Genomic DNA, 18,782 nt, shown 5'->3' with positions numbered 1-18,782 from the left:
CACCCGCGGGGCGAACATCGGTAGCAACACCCATAAAGTAAACCTAGATAGGACAGTGTTGTGAGTAATATTTATACAGTTCAGTGGCAATAAACGAAATAAGTGGAAGAAGACCCTCCGCTTATGTAGAGTAGGGATCCATGCAGACAACAACCGGACACGGGCCGTCCGCCGCCAACAACACAAGAACACACGGACGCACACCCACCAATGTCCCACCCGCAGTCACCGCACACGGCATCTCCGTCGTCGGCGACCAAGGTCCCGTCTACGGGCCACTCGACGTAGAAATCCCCGGCGAAGGGCTCACCGTCCTCTCCGGACGCGGAGGCAGCGGACGAACCGCACTAGCACTAACCATCTCCGGTCGCATGAAACCCAAAACCGGCACCCTCGAAGTACTCGGACACACAAAACCCAGCGAGATCCGCAAACACGTGGCAATCGCCGGAGTCGAAGACATCGACCAGCTGGACCGCGACGTCAAAATCAGCACCGTCTTCGGCGAACACCGAGCCTGGTCACGCCCATGGATCTCCGTGCGGAAACGCGCAACACAGGACTACTACGAGGAAATCTGCAGCCCCGTATTCGGAACCCGAAGCCTGCCGCCACTCGACGCATACGTCAGCCAAATCTGCAGCCTCGACCGAATCCTCATCCGCCTGGCGCTCGCCCTGCACCCCGCGAACCACAGCGAAATCGGCATGCTCATCATGGACGACCTCGACCAAGTCCACGAAACAGAAGACCGCCTGGTACTCATCAGCATCCTCAATCAACTCGCGCAAAAAATCCCCGTAGTAGTCAACGCCGTCAACCCACTACCACCAGACATCGCCGGCGACGCCACCGAAATCGAACTATTCACAGACGCCGCACACCTACAACCAGAAGAACACGGCCTCGAGCACCTTAAGGGAAAGAAATGATCTCCGGATTTAACCTAGGGACCGAACTCAAACGCTTCGGCCGCACAAAACTCGGACGCATCGCCATCGCCGCGATCATCCTCATGCCCCTGCTGTACTCGGCGCTGTACCTCTGGGCTTTCTGGAACCCCTTCGGCAACGTCAACAAACTACCCATCGCCTTCGTCAACGAAGACAAAGGCACCGTCGTCAAGGGTGAAAAACTCAACGCAGGTGACCAAATCGTCGACAACCTCAAAGGTAAAGACGAAATCCACTTCGACTTCGTGTCCAAACAGGACGCGTTGGACGGAGTCAAAGACGGCAAATACTACTTCGTTGTCGAGCTGACCCCAGATTTCTCCGAGGCAGTAGCCTCGCCGGCAGGCGACGAACCCCGCCAAGCCGTCATCAAAACCACCTACAACGACACCAACGGCTATCTCTCCACGATGATCGGTGAGAACGTCATGCGCACCATGCTGCCGGTGATCTCAGAAGAAATCGGTAGCCAAGCTATTGACAAGGTACTCGTTGGAATTCAGAGTGCCGGCACAGGCCTAACCCAGGCTGCCGATGGTGCAGGGAAACTCGCTGAAGGTGCAGGTGAATTGTCCCAGGGGCTCGACACCGCGACCGCCGGCGCAGACAAACTCGCCACCGGCGCAGGAACCGTAGACGAAAAACTCGGTGAACTCGGCGCCGGCGCGCACAAACTCGCCGATGGCACACAAACCCTCGCTGATGGCGTCGATAGCGCCACTGTGAAACTCCAGCAACTCACTACCGGCGTTGACCAGCTCAGTGGCGGCGTTGATGAACTCGGTGCTGGCGCAACGCAGATCAACAACGGTGTCCAACAGCTGAAGACCCAGCTTGACCAGGTCACCGCGACCCAGACAAATGCATCGGCACAGGTACGCCAGCTGGCCAACCAGCTGCGCGGAGTCGCCGGCACCGCAGACGCAGTGCGACAGCTCGACCAACTGGCCTACCAGCTCGACACGCAAGGCCTTGGCGCCAACGCTCCCGCAACCCAGCAAATCAACCAACTGGCGGGTGGGACAAGCCAACTGGCCTACCAGCTGTCAGACCCGAACGCACCATTTCGCAGCGGTTTCGATCAATTGCATTCCGGCACAGGTCAGCTCCCAGGCAAGCTTGGCGAGCTGCAATCAGGCATCACTCAACTCAATGACGGTGCCCACCAGCTAGCCCAAGGCACAGACAAACTGAAGGCAGAGGGCACTGTTCCGCTCGCGGAAGCAGCAACCAAACTGTCTGGTGGTTTGGGCAAGCTAGACGAAGGCGCCAAGAAACTCGACGACGGTGCAGGCACCCTGTCCACCAAGCTGCGGGAAGGATCCGAAGCCGTACCGCAGTGGAGCACCGCGCAACGCGAACACACCGCAAGCGTCCTCGGAGGACCTGTCGCTCTGCAGCAAACTAACGAAGCCGGAAACAACACCTTCGGTGGCGGCCTGGCCCCCTTCTTCTTCTCCCTGGCGCTGTTCATCGGCGGCATCATCATCTTCTTGTTGCTGCGCCCCATGCAGAACCGTGCTGTCGCCAGCGGTGTGGCCCCCTTGCGTGCGACACTGGACGGTCTTTTCCCCGCAGGCCTCATTTCGATTCTGCAGGCAACCGTCGTGGTGGCGGTGACCATTTTCGGCGTCGGGATGGATCCGAAGTACCCCATCGGATTGCTGTTGTTCGCTATGGCCGTGTCCATTATGTTCACTGCAGTTAACCAGATGCTTAACGTCGCGCTTGGCCCAGGACCAGGCAAGGTTGCCGCGATGTCACTGTTGATGTTCCAGATCCTGGCATCTGGTGGCCTCTACCCGGTGGAGACAGAGCCGAAGATCTTTGCTTGGCTGCACCCGATTAACCCAATGACCTACTCGGTTAATGGTTTCAGGCAATTGATGTACGGCAACGTTGATCACCGCTTGGCTCAAGCTTTGTTTGCCGTGGCCGTGATTACTGGGTTGGCGTTGTTCCTCACTGCACTGTGTGCTAGGAGGGACCGCATGTGGACGATGAAGCGTCTGCACCCTGCCATTAACCTTTAGGGGTGATGCGCAACCTGCCTGCGGTGTTTGAAAAAATCACTGCGGGCGGGGTATCGTCTTTTTGTCCGAGCGTTTGTAGTTACGGATTTGCCGATGTAGTTCAATGGTAGAACTCCTGCTTCCCAAGCAGGCGGCGCGGGTTCGATTCCCGTCATCGGCTCCAAACCCCTCTAGAACTGCAGTTTTAGAGGGCCTTTTCTTTGCTGTGGGATCTTAAACCGCAGGTCAGAGCATAAAAAGGCGTACCAAAAAATGTGGGCAAGAATGTGGGCACGCTAAAAAATAGCTGGCTAGAGCGCTAAAAATTGAAACGGACGTAAATTCGCCAAACCGTCCGTATCTACAACATCCGATTTTTTGGATCTGATTCTAGATACAGGATTACTTGAAATTAGACCGAACTCATAGGCGGAAACTAGTGCCTAGTCCAGCGGCGGGGTGATGACCCTGTGTCGGGAGCTTCCGTTACGAAGCCTTTGCCGCTGCTTGGGCGAGGTAGGTAGCAGTTTTAAGGTCTAGGCTGGGTTCCGCGCTTCTCAGCTCCTTGATGAACGTAACCTGTTCTTGGCTTCGAGATCGTGGCGACCCGCTGACGGTGCTGGCGGCTAGGAGCCAAGTGAAAGCCTGTTTGTCTCGAGCTGAGGGGCAGGCCTCAAATGGGGGTAGTGCTTCATTGTCAGGATAGGTGCTGCGAGAGGAAATCGAGTATCGCCTCCTGGCTGTCCTTAGCAGCCGCAGCGTTACTTTCTTCTGTGCCACCCACCCGCATACGCAGCTTCGGGGTGCTCAGCACGCCGTTACCGGAAAAAATATGCCCAGCATCAGGGTAGACCTTCACAAGCGTATTTTCCGGGCGTTCACTGTGAATCAATTCCGCAGCCCCAGCACTGTCCCAGATCTTGTCGTCACCGCCAGCAATCAGCAGGATCGCAGGCGAGGTGTCCTGCACAGGAATCAGCTTGGAAGTACGATCCTTATCTTCCTCAACTGCAGAGACATACGTCGGCAAGTACTCAATGGGTGCTCCGGTAATCATCGGTAGCAGAACGTTAGACACAAACTCCGCCCCGTTCGAAGTCCTAACATCGATGAAAGGAAGCGGCTGCCCCTTCCACGTCCACGACGACTTGCTGTCTTGGGAAAAATCCAAACCCGCAAAGTTGTAGGCCGAGGGTGCGCGCAGCACCAGGGCAGAAATCTCGTCATACTTGGTGGCCAAGTTGAGGGCGTACTCCGCCCCCTTAGACGCGCCGATCACGCTAATGGGGCCACCATCAGTGTGGCTATCGATGTAGCCGAGAACGTCGTCAAACTGCTCCAGCGGCACTTCAGCTAAAGCAGCAGGCTGGCCCTCCATCCCGAACATGAACACCGCCAAAGTTTCGTAACCTTCGGCGGCGAGCATTGCTGCATCGTCGAAACCGGCAGCTCCCTCGGAGCCACCGTAGGAGACAATCACGCCGGGGTGCTTCTTGTCTTTCGGCTTGAGATGGAAACCGTGCAGCGTGCCGTCGTTGACCTGGGTGATTTCTACACCGTCGAGCTCTTGTGGGTAGGCATCGAGGTTGGTGGGATCCTTGAAATATTCAGCGCTATGCGTGGCCGGGTACTTGTGGTTGTTGTACAAGCGTGCGGCAACAATGCCGAGGGCAAGGATAACTACCACCGCCAACAGGACGATGACGGTGCGCTTAAGGATCCGCATGGTGTTCCTCTCGTTGAGGGGCTAAGTGCGATCCATTATGCCAGTCGGGGCTTTGCCACCGTGGGCGTCTTGGGCGCATAGTTGTAGGTGGCGCCGCGGCCGGGCGGGCCTTACACCCAGCGCCTTGTTGATCTCATTGACCCGCTCAGCCACCAGCGCTCCAAACGCTGCGTGGGTCAGGTTCTCGTGAAGGCTGCGTTCGACCACCTCCAGCACAATCTGTAGCGGCGGCACCGCAGACGCCTTGCTTAACTTGCGGACTTTCGCCAACGCGACGTCAATATTTTCAGCCGAAACGTGCCTTTCCAGGAAATGCTCCCGCAGCTTGGCCTTGACCTTCCCCCGACCAAATAGCGCCTTGGCCCGAACGATGCGACGCCGCGCGGCCCCGACGGATTCACTGCCGGACACTAAAGAAAACAGCGCCCCCACACCAAGGACAAACACCGCAATGACAAGCCAACTCGTGCGCTTAGCGGAAAGATTCACGCAGCACAGTATCCCACAGTATGATCAGCGCATGAGCAAAATTAAAAACAACCTCCAGGCCGACATCATCGAATCGATGAAAAACGGTGACAAAGTACGCACCGGAACACTGCGCATGCTGCTAGCCGCAGTGATCGTCGAAGAAACCTCCGGCTCCAAGCACGACATTAACGAGGAACAATTCCTCAAACTGGTGGCACGCGAGGCGAAAAAACGCCACGAGTCAGCGCAGATTTACACCGACGCCGGCCGCCAGGAACTAGCCGACAACGAACTAGCCGAGGCAAAGGTGCTGGAAGAATTCCTTCCCGCACAGCTTGATGACGCCGAGCTCCGCGACGTCATCAATCAGGCGATCGCCGCAGTCGAAGCAGACACAGGTGCGGCCCCCACCATGAAACAGATGGGGGCCGTGATGAAACAAGCCCAACAGTTGGTTGCCGGCCGGGCTGACGGCAAGCGCGTGTCTACTGCTGTTCGGGAACTTCTGCAGTAGCTGCTGCGGCGGCCACTCCACGGCGCTTCTTCATGTAACCCTGGAGGCCCTTGATCATCACCGGCAGCAACGACACAAAGATGATGACCATCGCCAACACCTCGATGTTGTTGGTGATCCAGTCGATGCCACCAAGGCGAGAACCAAGGAAGGTCAGCCCCAGACCCCACAGGGAGACGCCGAGCAGATCCCAGCGCAGGTAGCGGGGGTAGTGGAATTTAGCGATGCCTGCAGCCAGGGGGGTGTAAGTTCGGACGATCGGAACGAAACGCCCCATGACCAGCGCCGCACCACCGTACTTCTCGAAGAAGGCCTCGGCGGAACGCAGGTGCTCGGTTTTAAGCACGCGCGCGTTGTCCTTAAACAGCTTGCGACCAAAGCGACGGCCAAGGAAATAACCAACATGGTCACCTGCCAACGCGCACAAGAACACGCTGAACATCAACACCCACAGGTTCAGGCCCAGCTTGTCGTGCAGCAGGCCGGCGGTGAAAATGAGGGAGTCGCCGGGGAGGAAGGGAAACAGCACACCTGATTCAATGAAGACGATCAGGCAGGTGATGCCCAGCACGTAAGGGCCGAGCGCGATGAGCATCTCATCGACGTGTTTGAAGTAATACAGGATATCGCTCAAGCCGAAACTTCCCGTATCCGGTGCGGCGAGCAGCAGTGTTTCTAACATCGCAAGCCACATTACCAGGGGTTGGTTGGTTAGACTGGTGGACGTGCTTCTTTCTGATCGTGATATTCGTGCCACTATTGACGCCGGCGACCTGGTTATTGAACCTTTTGACGCCGCGCTCATCCAACCGTCCAGCATTGACGTGCGGATGGATCGCTTCTTCCGGGTGTTCAATAACTCCCGCTACACCCACATTGATCCGAAGCTGCAGCAGGATGAGCTGACCACCCTGGTCGAGGTCGCAGAGGATGAGCCTTTCGTGCTGCACCCGGGCGAGTTCGTCCTGGGGGCGACGCTAGAAAAGTTCACCCTGCCGGCTAACCTCGCGGGTCGCCTGGAAGGCAAGTCCTCTTTGGGGCGGTTGGGTTTGCTGACGCACTCCACCGCAGGCTTTATCGACCCCGGTTTTTCCGGCCACATCACCTTGGAGTTGTCGAATGTGGCGAACCTGCCGATCACGCTGTGGCCGGGGATGAAGGTCGGCCAGCTGGCGTTGTTCAGAATGTCCAGCCCCGCAGAAACGCCGTACGGTGCAGGTAGCTTGGGCTCTAAGTACCAGGGGCAGCGCGGCCCGACTCCGTCAAAGGCGTATTTGAATTTCCGATGATTGTTTTCGAGCACGTATCTAAGAAGTATCCGGGGGCTGCGGCTCCCGCCGTCGAGGATTTCTCTTTCCAGATTCCCCGCGGCCAGACAACGGTGTTTGTCGGCAGCTCTGGGTCGGGTAAAACCACCTTGGTGCGGATGATCAACCGGATGGTGACGCCCACGTCTGGCCGGGTGCTTATTGACGGCGCGGATAGTGCGGAGGAAGATCCGGTGCGGCTGCGCAGGCGGATCGGCTACGTGATGCAGGATTCTGGCCTGATGCCGCACCGAACCGTGCTCGACAATATTTGTACAGTGCCCCGGTTGAACAAAGTGCCCAAAGCTCAGTGCCGGGAGCGCGCCTTCGAACTGATGGATGATCTCGGTCTAGATAGGGCGCTGGCGAAGCGCTACCCGAGGGAACTGTCAGGCGGGCAAGCTCAACGCGTCGGGATCGCACGCGCTCTGGCCGACGACCCAGCAATCATGATCATGGACGAACCCTTCAGTGCCATTGATCCCCTGGTGCGCCGAGACCTGCAAAACCAGGTGTTGGACCTCAAGCGCCGCCTGAACAAGACCATCGTGATGGTGACACACGATATTGAAGAAGCCTTTTTACTAGGGGACCAGATTGTCCTACTCGGCCAGAGGGGGCGCATCGAGCAAGCCGGAACCGCAGAAGAACTGATCACACAACCAGCTAATGACTTTGTAGCGGACTTCGTCGGCGTTCAGGACCGTGTCGTGTCTGTGCAGCGCAGGGACGGTCGCGACGTCATTGTTGATAGACACGGGCGCGTGACAGCTTTCGTCCAGGGGGACGCTTGATATGAGTGTAAGCACCGAACAGTTGCACTACCTGGCGCATCTACTGTGGCAGCATGCGGCGCTGTCATGGCCGCCGGTGCTGGTATCTGCGCTGGTAGCGGTGCCATTGGGCTGGTTGGGTGCGCGGAATGCGTGGCTGCGTAAGGTGGCCGCGGCGTCATCGGGGGTGTTGTACGCGATCCCTTCGCTGGCGCTGTTTGTCGTGCTGCCGCTGATCGTGGGCACGTCTGTGCTGTCGCCCTACAACGTGATGATTGCACTGAGCCTGTACGGTGTTGCGCTGATGCTGCGCACCGCCGTGGATGCGTTTGCCGGCTTGGCGCGGCAGCCAGTGGAAGCGGCGATCGCCGTTGGCTATCCGCTGTGGAAGCGTGTGCTGATGGTGGAGCTGCCGCTGGCCGGGCCGGTGCTGTTGGCAGGCCTGCGGGTGGTGAGCGCCAGCACGATCAGTTTGGTCAGCGTGGGTGCCCTGATCGGCGTGACCAGCTTAGGGACGCTGTTTACGGACGGGTTCGCGCGTGACTATCCGGCGGAGATCATCGTCGGCGTGGTGCTGACGGCCGTGCTGGCTGCGGTGTTTGACGCCGTGCTAATCGCAGTGGGGAAGGTGTGTTTGCCGTGGGCATAGAGTGGGGCAATGAGCTGCAGGTGTTGGGCCAGCACGTCGGTTACTCTGCGCTGGCCGTCGGCTTTGCGGTGCTGATCGGTTTGCCGCTTGGCGTGGCGATTGGGCATTCGGGTCGGGGCCGCAATGTGATGCTGGCGGTCTTTGGGGTGCTGCGCGCATTACCGACGTTGGGTTTGCTGACGTGGCTGACCCTCGCGTTGCCCTTGGGTGTGCGCATGCCTTTGGTGCCGTCGACGATCGTGCTGGTGGTGCTGGCGGTTCCGCCGGTGTTGGCAGCGGCGCAGTCGGGAGTGGTGTCGATTCCGCGCCCGATTGTTGACGCCGCGGTGGCTATGGGCCTAAACACGCGCCAGGTGGTGTGGTCGGTGGAATTGCCGCTGGCATTGCCGACGATCCTGGGCGGCATCCGATCGTGTGCGTTGCAGGTTATTGCAACCGCCACCATCGCCGCATACGTGGGCCTTGGAGGTTTAGGCAGGTACTTGTTGGATGGGATGGCGCTGCGCGATTACCCGCTGATGCTCAAAGGTGCCGTCATGGTGACGGTGTTAGCACTGGTGGTTGATGGTCTGTTCGCGCTTGTGTTGAAGGGGCGGAAGGTTTAAGAAATGGTAGCGATGAAGTCTGTACAGTCTGTAGTGGGCGTTGTGGTCGGCGCCGTGTTGTCGCTGGGGGTGCTAGCGGGGTGTGTGAGCCACGATCCTTTCGATTCTGAAGGGGCGGGCGGTGGCGCGCCGGGTGGGCCGGTGGTGATTGGCACGGCTAACTTCCCGGAGTCGGAGATCATCGGCCAGGTGTGGGCCGCGGCGTTGGAGAACGCGGGCTACGAGGTGCAGGTAAAGTCCGGTATTGGTTCCCGCGAGGTCTACATGGCTGCCCTGCAGGAGGGCAGCGTGGATATTGTGCCGGAGTATTCGGGTAATCTGGCGCAGTTTTTTGGCGCGGAGCTTGACCCCGGTGCTTCCGAGGAGCAAGTGCTGGGCACGTTGCGTGGGGTGCTGCCGGAGGGCATTGTTGCCGGTGAGACCGCTGCTGCACAGTCGAAGGATGCTTTTTGGGTCACGGAAGACTTTGCGCAGCGCCACAACGTGGCCTCGTTGGCTGACCTGGCTGATGTGCCCGTGCGCTTGCGGTTGGCCGGCAACCCGGAGTTGTCGAAGCGCCCCTATGGTCCGTCCGGTTTGAAGGAGCTCTATGGGGTGGGGGTGGATCTCGTGCCGATTTCTGACGGCGGTGGCCCCCTGACTATCGCGGCTCTCAACGAGGGCACCGCGGACGTTGCTGATATTTATACGACCACGCCCACCCAAGGCCTGGTCCAGTTGGACGACCCGAAGGGCATGGTGCTGCCCCAAAACGTGCTGCCGGTCATGCGTGCGCGCAGCGTGAGCGTTGGTGCGGCGTCGGTGATCCGCGATGTCAACACCCATGTGACAACCGAGGCGCTGACGCAGATGAATCACCGTAATGTGGGTGAGGGTAAGCAGTCGGCGGCGTCGGTCGCGCGTGAGTTTGTTGATTCTGTGGAGGTGGCCCCCTGATGCGTATGTCGGTGATTGGTACTGGGTACTTGGGGGCGACGCATGCTGCGTGCATGGCGGAGTTGGGCCACCAGGTGATGGGCGTTGACGTTGACGCCGCGAAAATCGAGGCACTGAGCGCCGGCCGCGTTCCCTTCTTCGAACCGGGGCTGCAGGAAGTGCTTCAGCGAAACATCAGAGCCGGAAGGTTGCGTTTTAGTACAAGTATTGATGACGCCGCGAGGTTCGCGAAGGTACATTTCCTTGGCGTCGGCACGCCGCAGCGCTCGCGTAGCTATGCCGCAGATGTGCGCTACGTCGATGCGGCGGTGGATGCGTTATCCCAGGCTGCGGGACCAGGGCATGTGTTGTTGGGCAAGTCCACGGTGCCGGTGGGGACGGCGGAGCGCTTGCAACGGAACAGTCGGGTGGAGATTGCGTGGAACCCGGAGTTCCTGCGCGAGGGCTACGCGGTGAGGGACACGATTTCCCCCGACCGTATTGTTCTGGGGGTTCGCGACAATCCGTCGGTTGACGTGGTGGGACTGGCGCGTGAGATCTATGCGGCGCCCATTGCCGCAGGTACGCCCTTTCTCGAAACCGACTTGGCGACGGCCGAACTGGTGAAGGTGTCGGCCAATGCTTTTTTGGCGACCAAGATTTCCTTCATTAATGCAGTGTCGGAGATTTGCGAACGTACAGGCGCCGACGTGATGGCTTTGGCTGACGCCATCGGCTACGACGAACGCATCGGGCGGAAGTTCCTGGGCGCCGGTTTGGGCTTCGGTGGTGGGTGCCTGCCTAAGGATATTCGTGCGTTCATGGCGCGGGCGGGGGAGCTCGGCGCTAATGAGGCGCTGACGTTTTTGCTGGAGGTTGACGCGATTAACCTGCGTCGGCGCGAACGCATGGTGCAGTTGGTGCACAAAGCCTGCGGGGGCAGCCTGTTGGGTGCGCGCGTGACGGTGCTGGGTGCGGCCTTCAAACCTAATAGTGATGATGTTCGTGATTCGCCCGCACTGGCGGTGGCTGGAGCGCTGTCGCTGGGTGGTGCAGCCACCACTGTGTACGACCCCCAGGCGATGGCTAATGCTGCAGCGGTGTATCCGACACTTCGCTACGTGGACAGTTGCGCGGACGCCGTGCAAGGCGCAGACGTGGTGGTGTTGGCTACCGAATGGCAGGAGTTCATCGACCTCGACCCCGTTGAGGTGGGGGAGCGGGTGCGTTCGAAGGTGATTTTGGACGGGCGCAATGTGCTGGATTCTGCCGCGTGGCAGGCTGCTGGCTGGGACTATCAGGCCTTGGGGCGGGGGTGAACACTGGTTTGCTGTAGCCCCTGGTTGAGTAATGCAATGGCGACAGCCACTAGCAAGCCCATGCTACCGAGGGGAAGATGATGGGCTCTGCATGGTGCGCGATCTCCCATGCTCGTTCTGTAGCAGCCCAGTAGGCTGCGCCGATAGCAAGGGGGAGTAGCACCCAGCTGACCCATGGTGGGGTGCTGCCTCTGCTGGGCAGTCTGCTAGCCGTGTAGAAACTGACTGCGATGATGAGCAACCTGATGAATGTGTCGGTGTCCAGTAGCTCTTTGTGCCCGTAGAAGTAGGCCACTTGGTAAGGCTAGTAATGCCAGCTGCAGGCCGAAAGAGCTGCGAAGCATGTGGTGGCCTTCTTCGACGGTGGTTGCGGGACCCTCACTCTACCAGCTCTGGCCCCACCTTTGATCTGTTTTAAGGCAGCTTCACCCCTTGCTCCGCCGCCGCATCCAAACGACGCTGACCAACCACACTAAACGCCGCGATCGCCGTCGTAATCGGCACCGCCAACGCCAATGCCAACGCACCAATCGCAGAACGTAACAACTCCGTCGCCATCACATCAGACGTCAACACCTCACCAAACGGACGATCCGCGACACTCAACAGCAGCAACAAAGGCAACGCCGCACCCGTGTACGACAACACCAACGTGTACACCATCGACGCAATATGGTCACGCCCCACCTTCATCGCACCAGCAAACAACCGCCACGGATTCGCATTCGGCTCAATGTCCGCCAGCTCGTTGACCGTCGACGCCTGCGCAATCGTGACGTCATTAAGCACACCCAGCGCGCCAATAATGAACCCACACAACATCAGCCCCGTGACCGTCACATCCGGCAAATACAACTGAATCAGCAGATTGTCCTCATTGCCCAACCCGCGCAACTGATTCTGGCCAATCGCAAGATGCGCCAACACCGCCGCCAACACCAACGAAATCACAGTGCCAGCCAACGCCGCCGACGTCTTCCAACTAAACCCATGCACCAAATACAAGACCAGGTACAACACCGCCGAGCCGCACACAACAGCCAACGCCAACGGCGGACCGCCATGCAACAACGCAGGGATCAAAAACACCCCAACCGCACCCAACGTGATCGCCAAACCAACCAACGACCGAGCACCCCGCCACGCACCAATCAGCACAATCGCTAACGCCGTCGCAATACCCCAACCCAGCAACTTGTGGCCACGCTGATAATCGGTAAACGTGTAGCCCACCTGGCCATCAGCAGACTCCTGCTCCGCCAAACGGACCTTCTCCCCCTCCTTCAGCTGAGGATCTCCCGGATGCTCCCCAATCAACAACAAGGTGCGCTTGCCCGCATTCTGCCCAGAATCAATCTGCACAATCGCACGCTCACACTGCGCCTCCTGGGTCGACAAAGGAGTCACCGGAGCCGAATCAAACACCCTCCCCACCGACGGTGTATTACACGTACCCTGGTCACGGATAACAACCTCGCCCGACACCTGACTCTTCGGCAGCGGTGACGTCGCGGAAAACTCCGGCGCCACACGCGGCTCACTGCTAGCCGGCCACAACACAACCAAGCCAACAACAGTCGCCACCGCACCAAGCATCAAGAAAATCGACAACACCCACTGCACCACAGTGAACGGCTCACGATAATCCCTACCAGTGGCACGCGCACGCGGACGCCAACCAGAACCCGACGCGGCGTCATTATCCGAAGAAGCAGGCGTGCGTGCGACAGAAGAACCAGAAGCGGCAGAACCCGAAGGCTTATGATGACGACCCATAAACAGGTAGCCTACCGCCCCCAGCAGCCCACTACTGCTTGTAGCTGGCCAAGAAGTTACCGATCCGATCGATCGCGATCTCCAGATCCTTCGCCCACGGCAACGTCACCACACGGAAATGATCCGGCTCCGGCCAGTTAAAACCCGTCCCTTGAACCATCAGAATCTTCTCCGCGCGCAGGAGATCAAGCATGAACTGGGCGTCGTCATGAATGTCATAAACATTGCGGTCGATCTTCGGGAAGCAATACAGCGCGCCCATCGGCTTAGTGCAGCTAATACCCGGGATCTCATTGAGCTTCTCGTACGCAACATTGCGCTGCTCCAACAAACGGCCGCCCTTACACGTGAGATCATAGATAGACTGACGCCCACCCAAAGCCACCTGAACAGCGTGCTGAGCAGGAGCATTCGGACACAAGCGAGTACTGGCCAGCAGCTCGAGGCCCTCAATAAAGCCAGCCGCATGATGCTTCGGCCCCGTCAAAATCATCCACCCCGCGCGGTAACCAGCCACACGATACGCCTTCGACAAACCATTAAACGTAATACACAGCATGTCGGGAGCGACCTGGGCCATCGAAATGTGCTCGGCACCGTCGTACAGGATCCGATCGTAAATCTCATCAGCGAGGATCAGCAGATCGTTTTCGCGCGCAACCTGGGCGATCTCCTCCAACACCTTGCGGGAATACACCGCACCCGTCGGATTGTTCGGGTTGATCACAACAATCGCCTTGGTCTTATCCGTCACCTTCGCGCGGATATCCTCGATGGAAGGATTCCAATCATCCTCCTCATCGCACAAGTAGTGCACCGGCTTACCGCCAGCCAGAGACGTTGCCGCAGTCCAGAGAGGATAATCCGGCATGGGGATCAATACCTCGTCGCCGTCATTAAGCAACGCCTGAGTGACCATACTGATCAGCTCAGACACGCCATTGCCCAAGAAAACATCATTGACGTCGAAGTAAGGGAAACCCTCAATAACCTCGTAGCGCGTCACGATCGCGCGGCGAGCAGGGATGATGCCCTTCGAAGTGGTGTAGCCTTGCGAGGTCGGAAGCGCAGCGATCATGTCGCGCATGATCACATCCGGCGCCTCGAAACCGAAGACCGCCGGGTTGCCGGTGTTCAGCTTCAAAATACGGTGGCCGTCCAGCTCAAGGCGTTCCGCTTCCGCAGATACCGGGCCACGAATCTCGTAGAGAACGTCCTTCATCTTTTCCGACTGGTCAAAAATACGTCGGGGCCTGTACTGCGAGTTACTCATTGGCACAGTATATAAGGAGCGCCTCTAGTTAGTGGGGTGTGTTGGTGGCGGGCGGTGTTGAGGGCGGATTTGATGGGAGAAGTACAAAAAACCGGCAGATTTAGAGTTTACGGGACGTTTCCGCAGGTCAATTTAGTGGGAAAGGGAAATCTGCCGGTTTTTTGTACTGCGTAATAGGCGGCGATCGGGTTGGTGGGCTCTGCAGGTCGGGTTGGTAGGAGCAGCGCAGTGACGACGACGCCGTGCACCGAAATGGGCAAATATGCGACTTTGGGAGAAACGACCAGGCAAAACACTCGGTAAATGGTGTAATTTGCCCATTTCAGTGCACTTAGGAGTCTGTGTCAGAGCCCGGGCGGGGCACAGCACCGCCGGGGCGGGGGACACTGCTGCCCGGTTTCGGGGCACTGCTGCCTGGCTTGGGCACTGATGCGCCTGGCTTGGGGACAGCACCGCCGGGTGCGGGTGCTGCGCTGCCTGGCTTGGGTACGGATGCGCCTGGCTTGGGCACAGCACCGCCGGGTGCGGGTGCTGCGCTGCCTGGCTTGGGCACAGCACCGCCGGGTGCTGGTGCAGCGGGCTTGGGCACTGATGTGCCTGGCTTGGGGACAGCGCTGCCGGGTGCGGGTGCTGCGCTGCCTGGCTTGGGCACAGCACCGCCGGGTGCTGGTGTAGCGGGTTTGGGCACTGACGCGCCTGGCTTAGGCACAGCACCGCCGGGGCGGGGGACACTGCTGCCCGGTTTCGAGGCACTGCCGCCTGGCTTGGGCACAGCACCGCCGGGTGCTGGTGCAGCGGGCGCTGGCGGAGCTGGCGGCACAGGCACCACTGGGGCGGGCGAACCCGCTGGGGCGGCGGGCTTCTCAGAATCCACAGAGCCCACTGAGCCCACAGATCCGGTGGGCTGTTCAGTGACTGCAGGCTCGTTAACTGTAGTTTCGCTGCGCTGTCGTCGAACCGGTGTCCCGAGGAACGCTTTCGCGCGGGGTTTGGGAAGCGCGCCGTCGACCATGATTGAATCGCGTAGCATCACGGCAACGTCCCGCACCTGGGGTGCATCGGCGGCGTCTTCACCAGCGGCAGCTGTCGCCTTGATTCCTCCGCCGAGCATGGTGTTGCAGAAGGGGCAGCCGACGGCCACTTCGCCAGCGCCGGTCGAGCGGGCTTCTTCTGCGCGGTTGTCGGCGATGCGTGTGCCGAGTTTTTCTTCCATGAACATGCGCGCACCACCGGCACCGCAGCAGAAGCCATTGTTGCGGTTGCGGTTCATTTCGACCAGCCCGGCTGGCCCGCCGGCGATGGATTCCAGCAGTTCGCGGGGTGGGTCGAACACCTTGTTGTGTCGGCCGAGGAAGCAGGGGTCGTGGTAAGTGATCGGCTTGCGGTCGCTCGATGTCCGGGGGATCGGCTTCAGTAGCCCTTCGCGGACCAGGCGGTTAAGCAGTTGTGTGTGGTGGAATACGTCGAAGTGTCCGCCGAAGTCGGGGTATTCGTTGCGGAGGGTGTTGAAGCAGTGTGCGCAGGTGGTGATGATTTTGCGCTGCGCGCGTGATGACGTCGCCTCTTCCGCGGCGTCATTGTTGCCGAAGGCGTTGTTGAGGGTGTTGACGTTTTCTTGCGCCAGCATTTGGAACAGGAATTCGTTGCCTGCGCGGCGTACGGGGTCGCCGGTGCAGGTTTCGTCGCTGCCGAGGACGGCGAATTTCACGCCGGCTGTGTGCAGGAGTTCGACGGTTGCGCGGGTGGTTGCGCGGGCGTTGTCGTCGTAGGTGCCGGCGCAGCCGACCCAGAAGAGGTATTCGAAGTCGTCGACTTCGTGGGCGAGTGGGACCTCGATGCCGTCGCGGCGGGCGGCTTCGATCCAGTCCATGCGTTCGCTGGAGTTGCGTCCCCAGGGGTTGCCTTTGGTTTCGACGTTTTTGAACAGGCTGGTGAGTTCGCTGGGGAAGTCGGAGGCGCCGAGTACTTGGTAGCGGCGGAGGTTTGCGACGTGGTCGATGTGCTCGATGTCGACGGGGCATTGTTCGACGCAGGCGCCGCAGTTGGTGCAGGACCACAGCACGTCGGGTTCGATGACGTTGTCGACGAGGGTGAGGTAGGCGGGGCCGTCGAGGGCGGCGTCGCGGAGGTCGCGGACGAACAGTTTGGGGCTCAGTGGCTTACCGGTGTTCCATGCGGGGCATTGTTCTTGGCAGCGGCCGCATTCGGTGCAGGTAGCGGCGTCGAGTAGCATTTTCCACGGCATGTGGCCGACGGTGCCGACTCCGGGTGGGGTGTCTTCGCCGGTTGATGACGTCGCGTCGAGGTTGGGGGTGGGCAGTTTGCCTAGCGCGGGCGCGCCGTCGGGGTTGCGCTGGTAGAAGATGTTGAAGAATGCGAGGAATCTGTGCCAGGCGACACCCCAGGACAGTTGTTGGCCGACGATGTAGAGCCACACCATGCCGGTGAGTAGTTTGAGCAGTGCGAAGGCGCTGACCATGGTGGCGTTGGCGGGTAGCCACTGTGCGATGAGTCCGGAGACAGGGGAGGTCCAGTCGGCGTGGTTGAGCAGCGGGTAGGTGGAGATTTTGCCCGCTTTGACGAGGATCATCCCGGCGCCTTCGAGCAGGACGACCAGTTCGACGAAGAGTGCTGCTCGTTCGTTGGAGCCGTAGAAGCGGCGGCGGTTGAGCCTTCGAATGACCATCAACACGAGGATGCCGAGGACTGTGCCGACGCCCAGGAACTCGTCGACCGCATGGTAGGCGGCGGTACGGCCGATGAGTGGCCATCCGCCTGCGGGGTTGAAGGTTTGGATGTAGGCCTCGAACCACACGAAGGATCCGAGGAGGAAGCCGACCATGACCAGCCAGTGCGCTGCGGCGACCAGTGGCTTGCGGGCGAGTTCGGTGTGCAGTGCCACCTCTTTGACGAGGGTGGCCAGCCGTCGGCCTGGCTGGTTGAGCCTGCTTGTCGCGGTGAGCTCCGCGACGTCATTAATTGTGTTTTCTTTCGCGCCTGAACGGATGAAGGTGACTAGGCGGGCGACTCCCTTGCCGAAAAACCACCAAGCTGGGGCGGAGAGGATGAGGCCGAGGAGGCCTATAGTCATCGTCTCTGCGGTGATCGTGGGGCAGGAAGCGAAAAGGGGCATGGCCAGTAGCTTAAATCAGCTGGCCATGCCCGGAAAGCTAGGGGCGGGTTAGCTCTATGCCTTTTTGGTTTTAGTTGCCATGGCGGAGAGTTTCGTCTTGATGGTGTCGAGGACGTTACCGCTGTCGTCGTTGTTGTCACCGGTGGCCAGTTCGATGTCATCGGTGGTTTTCTCACCGGCGCGAAGGGCTACGAGGTCACCGTGGTAGCGGATCCATACGGCGATGGTGGCGGCGACGGGCACAGCCAGGAAAGCGCCGATGATCTTGAACAGTCCGCCACCGACGGTGACAGACAGCAGCACGATAACGGGGTGCAGATCCATGGCCTTGGACTGGAGGATGGGGGAGAGGATGTGGCTCTCCAACTGCTGGACGGCGATGATGAGTACGAGCACCATGATGGCGTTGGTGACACCGTTAGACACCAAGGCGATGAGGACGGAGATCGCGCCTGCGGAGATGGCGCCGACGATCGGGATGAAGCCGGCGAAGAAGGTCAGGACGACCAGCACGAGCGCGAGCGGCACCTTCAGGACGAGCAGGCCGATGCCGATGAAGATGGCATCGACGAGGGAGACCATGGCCTGCGCGCGGATGAAGCCGGCGAGGGTTACCCAGGTGCGGCTGAGAACCTCGGTGAGGTGGTAGCCCCAGGTAGGGCCGGTGGTACGGCGCACCCAGGGGAGGAACTTGGGGCCGTCTTTGAGGAAGAAGAAGGTGAGGACAAGGCAGATCACGCCGGTCGCGATGACCTCAGTGGCAGTGGAGACGCTGCTGATCACGCCGGAGGTGATGGCGTCGCCTTGGGCGCGTGCCTTGTCGAGGAGTTCGTCGACGGCGTTGTTGACCTGCTCGGCTTTGATGTTGAGCGGCGGGCCTTGGATGTAGTCCTGCAGTTTGTGCGCGCCGGCGAGGGCCTGGTCGTAGAGCTCCTTGGACTGGCTGGTCACCGTGGGCGCCATGGCGGCGAAGATGCCGCCGACGATGGCGAAGCAGCTGAGCACGACGGTTGCGACGGCTAGTGCCGGCGGGAATTTGTGCGCGCGTAGCCAGCGCACGGGCGGCCATAGAACGGTGCACACCAGGATGGAGAGCAGGATGGGGAGGATGCCGATCCATACTTTCGCGAGCCCGATGCTTGCGATGTAGAGGGCGATGGCTACGACGATGAAACGCAGTGCCCACCCTGCGACCCAGCGGCCGTCGCGGCCGATGATGATGGCGCGGTCGGTGCTGGCCGGCATGGCTGCGTCGGAGCCGTCGGCGGTGTCGGCGACGTTGTCGGCGATGGTGTCGGCCAGGTCTGGCAGGGTGTCACCATTGGAAGGGCTGTTGGTGGGCCCTTGGGGGGTTGT

General features: G+C 59.9%; 17 protein-coding genes and 1 tRNA gene. 10 read left to right on the top strand and 8 right to left on the bottom strand.

All coding sequences use genetic code 11. The features are described from left to right. The first annotated feature begins 140 nt into the window (after nucleotides 1-140). The 3 genes from CARG_RS08865 to CARG_RS08855 all read left to right on the top strand — a co-directional run bounded on the left by CARG_RS08865 (nucleotide 141) and on the right by CARG_RS08855 (nucleotide 3,149). Nucleotides 141-932 (top strand): hypothetical protein, encoded by a 792-nt coding sequence (locus tag CARG_RS08865; RefSeq protein ID WP_021012311.1) that lies wholly within the window; start codon nucleotides 141-143, stop codon nucleotides 930-932. Next, a complete protein-coding gene (locus CARG_RS08860) occupies nucleotides 929-2,986 on the top strand; it encodes a YhgE/Pip domain-containing protein (RefSeq protein ID WP_021012310.1) in 2,058 nt (685 codons plus the stop codon). The genes CARG_RS08865 and CARG_RS08860 overlap by 4 nt, the downstream gene beginning before the upstream one ends. A gap of 89 nt (nucleotides 2,987-3,075) precedes the next feature. Continuing rightward, a tRNA-Gly gene (locus CARG_RS08855) sits at nucleotides 3,076-3,149 on the top strand. Nucleotides 3,150-3,662: 513 nt separating this feature from the next. On the opposite strand, the gene CARG_RS08850 is transcribed toward CARG_RS08855, so the two are convergent. Together CARG_RS08850 and CARG_RS08845 are read right to left on the bottom strand one after the other, a co-directional pair. After that, entirely contained in the window at nucleotides 3,663-4,691 is a 1,029-nt protein-coding gene (locus CARG_RS08850; RefSeq protein ID WP_021012309.1) for an acyl-CoA thioester hydrolase/BAAT C-terminal domain-containing protein, read from the bottom strand. A 21-nt stretch (nucleotides 4,692-4,712) separates the two neighbouring features. Beyond that, nucleotides 4,713-5,180, bottom strand: coding sequence for a hypothetical protein (locus tag CARG_RS08845; RefSeq protein WP_144198626.1), 468 nt, complete (start codon nucleotides 5,178-5,180; stop codon nucleotides 4,713-4,715). A 31-nt stretch (nucleotides 5,181-5,211) separates the two neighbouring features. Between CARG_RS08845 and CARG_RS08840 the strand changes: the two genes are divergently transcribed. Next, nucleotides 5,212-5,676, top strand: coding sequence for a GatB/YqeY domain-containing protein (locus CARG_RS08840; RefSeq protein ID WP_041747825.1), 465 nt, complete (start codon nucleotides 5,212-5,214; stop codon nucleotides 5,674-5,676). Here the strand turns inward: CARG_RS08840 and CARG_RS08835 are convergent. Then, the gene (locus CARG_RS08835) at nucleotides 5,648-6,358 is read right to left on the bottom strand and encodes a DedA family protein (protein WP_046204487.1); all 711 of its coding nucleotides are present in this window, start codon (nucleotides 6,356-6,358) and stop codon (nucleotides 5,648-5,650) included. The two genes, CARG_RS08840 and CARG_RS08835, sit on opposite strands and share 29 nt — an antisense overlap. Nucleotides 6,359-6,401: 43 nt before the next feature. Here CARG_RS08835 and dcd point away from each other — a divergent pair, with 43 nt between their 5' ends. Genes dcd through CARG_RS08805 form a run of 6 tightly spaced genes read left to right on the top strand, consistent with a single transcriptional unit; the run spans nucleotide 6,402 to nucleotide 11,244 of the window. Continuing rightward, nucleotides 6,402-6,965, top strand: coding sequence for a dCTP deaminase (dcd, locus tag CARG_RS08830; RefSeq protein WP_041747821.1), 564 nt, complete (start codon nucleotides 6,402-6,404; stop codon nucleotides 6,963-6,965). After that, nucleotides 6,962-7,777, top strand: a complete 816-nt coding sequence (locus tag CARG_RS08825; protein WP_021012304.1) for an ABC transporter ATP-binding protein — start codon at nucleotides 6,962-6,964, stop codon at nucleotides 7,775-7,777. The genes dcd and CARG_RS08825 overlap by 4 nt, the downstream gene beginning before the upstream one ends. 1 nt (nucleotide 7,778) lies before the next feature. Beyond that, complete coding sequence (locus CARG_RS08820; protein ID WP_021012303.1) at nucleotides 7,779-8,405, top strand: ABC transporter permease; 627 nt, start codon at nucleotides 7,779-7,781, stop codon at nucleotides 8,403-8,405. Further along, entirely contained in the window at nucleotides 8,402-9,010 is a 609-nt protein-coding gene (locus tag CARG_RS08815; RefSeq protein WP_456151388.1) for an ABC transporter permease, read from the top strand. The genes CARG_RS08820 and CARG_RS08815 overlap by 4 nt, the downstream gene beginning before the upstream one ends. 12 nt (nucleotides 9,011-9,022) lie before the next feature. Further along, nucleotides 9,023-9,946, top strand: a complete 924-nt coding sequence (locus CARG_RS08810) for an ABC transporter substrate-binding protein (RefSeq protein WP_041747819.1) — start codon at nucleotides 9,023-9,025, stop codon at nucleotides 9,944-9,946. Between the two features lie 5 nt (nucleotides 9,947-9,951). Then, nucleotides 9,952-11,244, top strand: a complete 1,293-nt coding sequence (locus CARG_RS08805) for a UDP-glucose dehydrogenase family protein (RefSeq protein WP_041747818.1) — start codon at nucleotides 9,952-9,954, stop codon at nucleotides 11,242-11,244. A 49-nt stretch (nucleotides 11,245-11,293) separates the two neighbouring features. Here CARG_RS08805 and CARG_RS08800 read toward each other — a convergent pair whose 3' ends face one another. From CARG_RS08800 to CARG_RS08780, 5 genes are all read right to left on the bottom strand, one after another. Beyond that, nucleotides 11,294-11,539: a hypothetical protein gene (locus tag CARG_RS08800; protein WP_041747140.1), complete on the bottom strand. Its 246-nt coding sequence runs from the start codon at nucleotides 11,537-11,539 to the stop codon at nucleotides 11,294-11,296. A gap of 119 nt (nucleotides 11,540-11,658) precedes the next feature. Further along, nucleotides 11,659-13,020 (bottom strand): YibE/F family protein, encoded by a 1,362-nt coding sequence (locus tag CARG_RS08795; RefSeq protein ID WP_021012299.1) that lies wholly within the window; start codon nucleotides 13,018-13,020, stop codon nucleotides 11,659-11,661. A gap of 31 nt (nucleotides 13,021-13,051) precedes the next feature. After that, the gene (locus tag CARG_RS08790) at nucleotides 13,052-14,293 is read right to left on the bottom strand and encodes a pyridoxal phosphate-dependent aminotransferase (RefSeq protein ID WP_041747139.1); all 1,242 of its coding nucleotides are present in this window, start codon (nucleotides 14,291-14,293) and stop codon (nucleotides 13,052-13,054) included. A 331-nt stretch (nucleotides 14,294-14,624) separates the two neighbouring features. Beyond that, nucleotides 14,625-17,426, bottom strand: a complete 2,802-nt coding sequence (locus CARG_RS08785) for a (Fe-S)-binding protein (RefSeq protein WP_021012297.1) — start codon at nucleotides 17,424-17,426, stop codon at nucleotides 14,625-14,627. 54 nt (nucleotides 17,427-17,480) lie between these two features. Continuing rightward, nucleotides 17,481-18,671 (bottom strand): AI-2E family transporter, encoded by a 1,191-nt coding sequence (locus tag CARG_RS08780; protein ID WP_081761738.1) that lies wholly within the window; start codon nucleotides 18,669-18,671, stop codon nucleotides 17,481-17,483. Nucleotides 18,672-18,782 lie beyond the last annotated feature (111 nt).

Source organism: Corynebacterium argentoratense DSM 44202 (genome assembly GCF_000590555.1).
GTDB classification, from domain to species: Bacteria; Actinomycetota; Actinomycetes; order Mycobacteriales; family Mycobacteriaceae; genus Corynebacterium; species Corynebacterium argentoratense.
The sequence above is the reverse complement of the archived record's forward strand: the minus strand, read 5'-3'. Positions and strand labels throughout refer to the sequence as shown.

What these genes read in the sequence shown, in the direction of transcription:
- CARG_RS08865 (WP_021012311.1), top strand. Translation starts at nt 141, where the DNA reads ATGCAGACAACAACCGGACACGGGCCGTCCGCCGCCAACAACACAAGA.
- CARG_RS08860 (WP_021012310.1), top strand. Translation starts at nt 929, where the DNA reads ATGATCTCCGGATTTAACCTAGGGACCGAACTCAAACGCTTCGGCCGC.
- CARG_RS08850 (WP_021012309.1), bottom strand. Translation starts at nt 4,691, where the DNA reads ATGCGGATCCTTAAGCGCACCGTCATCGTCCTGTTGGCGGTGGTAGTT.
- CARG_RS08840 (WP_041747825.1), top strand. Translation starts at nt 5,212, where the DNA reads ATGAGCAAAATTAAAAACAACCTCCAGGCCGACATCATCGAATCGATG.
- CARG_RS08835 (WP_046204487.1), bottom strand. Translation starts at nt 6,358, where the DNA reads ATGTTAGAAACACTGCTGCTCGCCGCACCGGATACGGGAAGTTTCGGC.
- CARG_RS08825 (WP_021012304.1), top strand. Translation starts at nt 6,962, where the DNA reads ATGATTGTTTTCGAGCACGTATCTAAGAAGTATCCGGGGGCTGCGGCT.
- CARG_RS08820 (WP_021012303.1), top strand. Translation starts at nt 7,779, where the DNA reads ATGAGTGTAAGCACCGAACAGTTGCACTACCTGGCGCATCTACTGTGG.
- CARG_RS08810 (WP_041747819.1), top strand. Translation starts at nt 9,023, where the DNA reads ATGAAGTCTGTACAGTCTGTAGTGGGCGTTGTGGTCGGCGCCGTGTTG.
- CARG_RS08805 (WP_041747818.1), top strand. Translation starts at nt 9,952, where the DNA reads ATGTCGGTGATTGGTACTGGGTACTTGGGGGCGACGCATGCTGCGTGC.
- CARG_RS08795 (WP_021012299.1), bottom strand. Translation starts at nt 13,020, where the DNA reads ATGGGTCGTCATCATAAGCCTTCGGGTTCTGCCGCTTCTGGTTCTTCT.
- CARG_RS08790 (WP_041747139.1), bottom strand. Translation starts at nt 14,293, where the DNA reads ATGAGTAACTCGCAGTACAGGCCCCGACGTATTTTTGACCAGTCGGAA.
- CARG_RS08785 (WP_021012297.1), bottom strand. Translation starts at nt 17,426, where the DNA reads ATGCCCCTTTTCGCTTCCTGCCCCACGATCACCGCAGAGACGATGACT.
- CARG_RS08780 (WP_081761738.1), bottom strand. Translation starts at nt 18,671, where the DNA reads ATGCCGGCCAGCACCGACCGCGCCATCATCATCGGCCGCGACGGCCGC.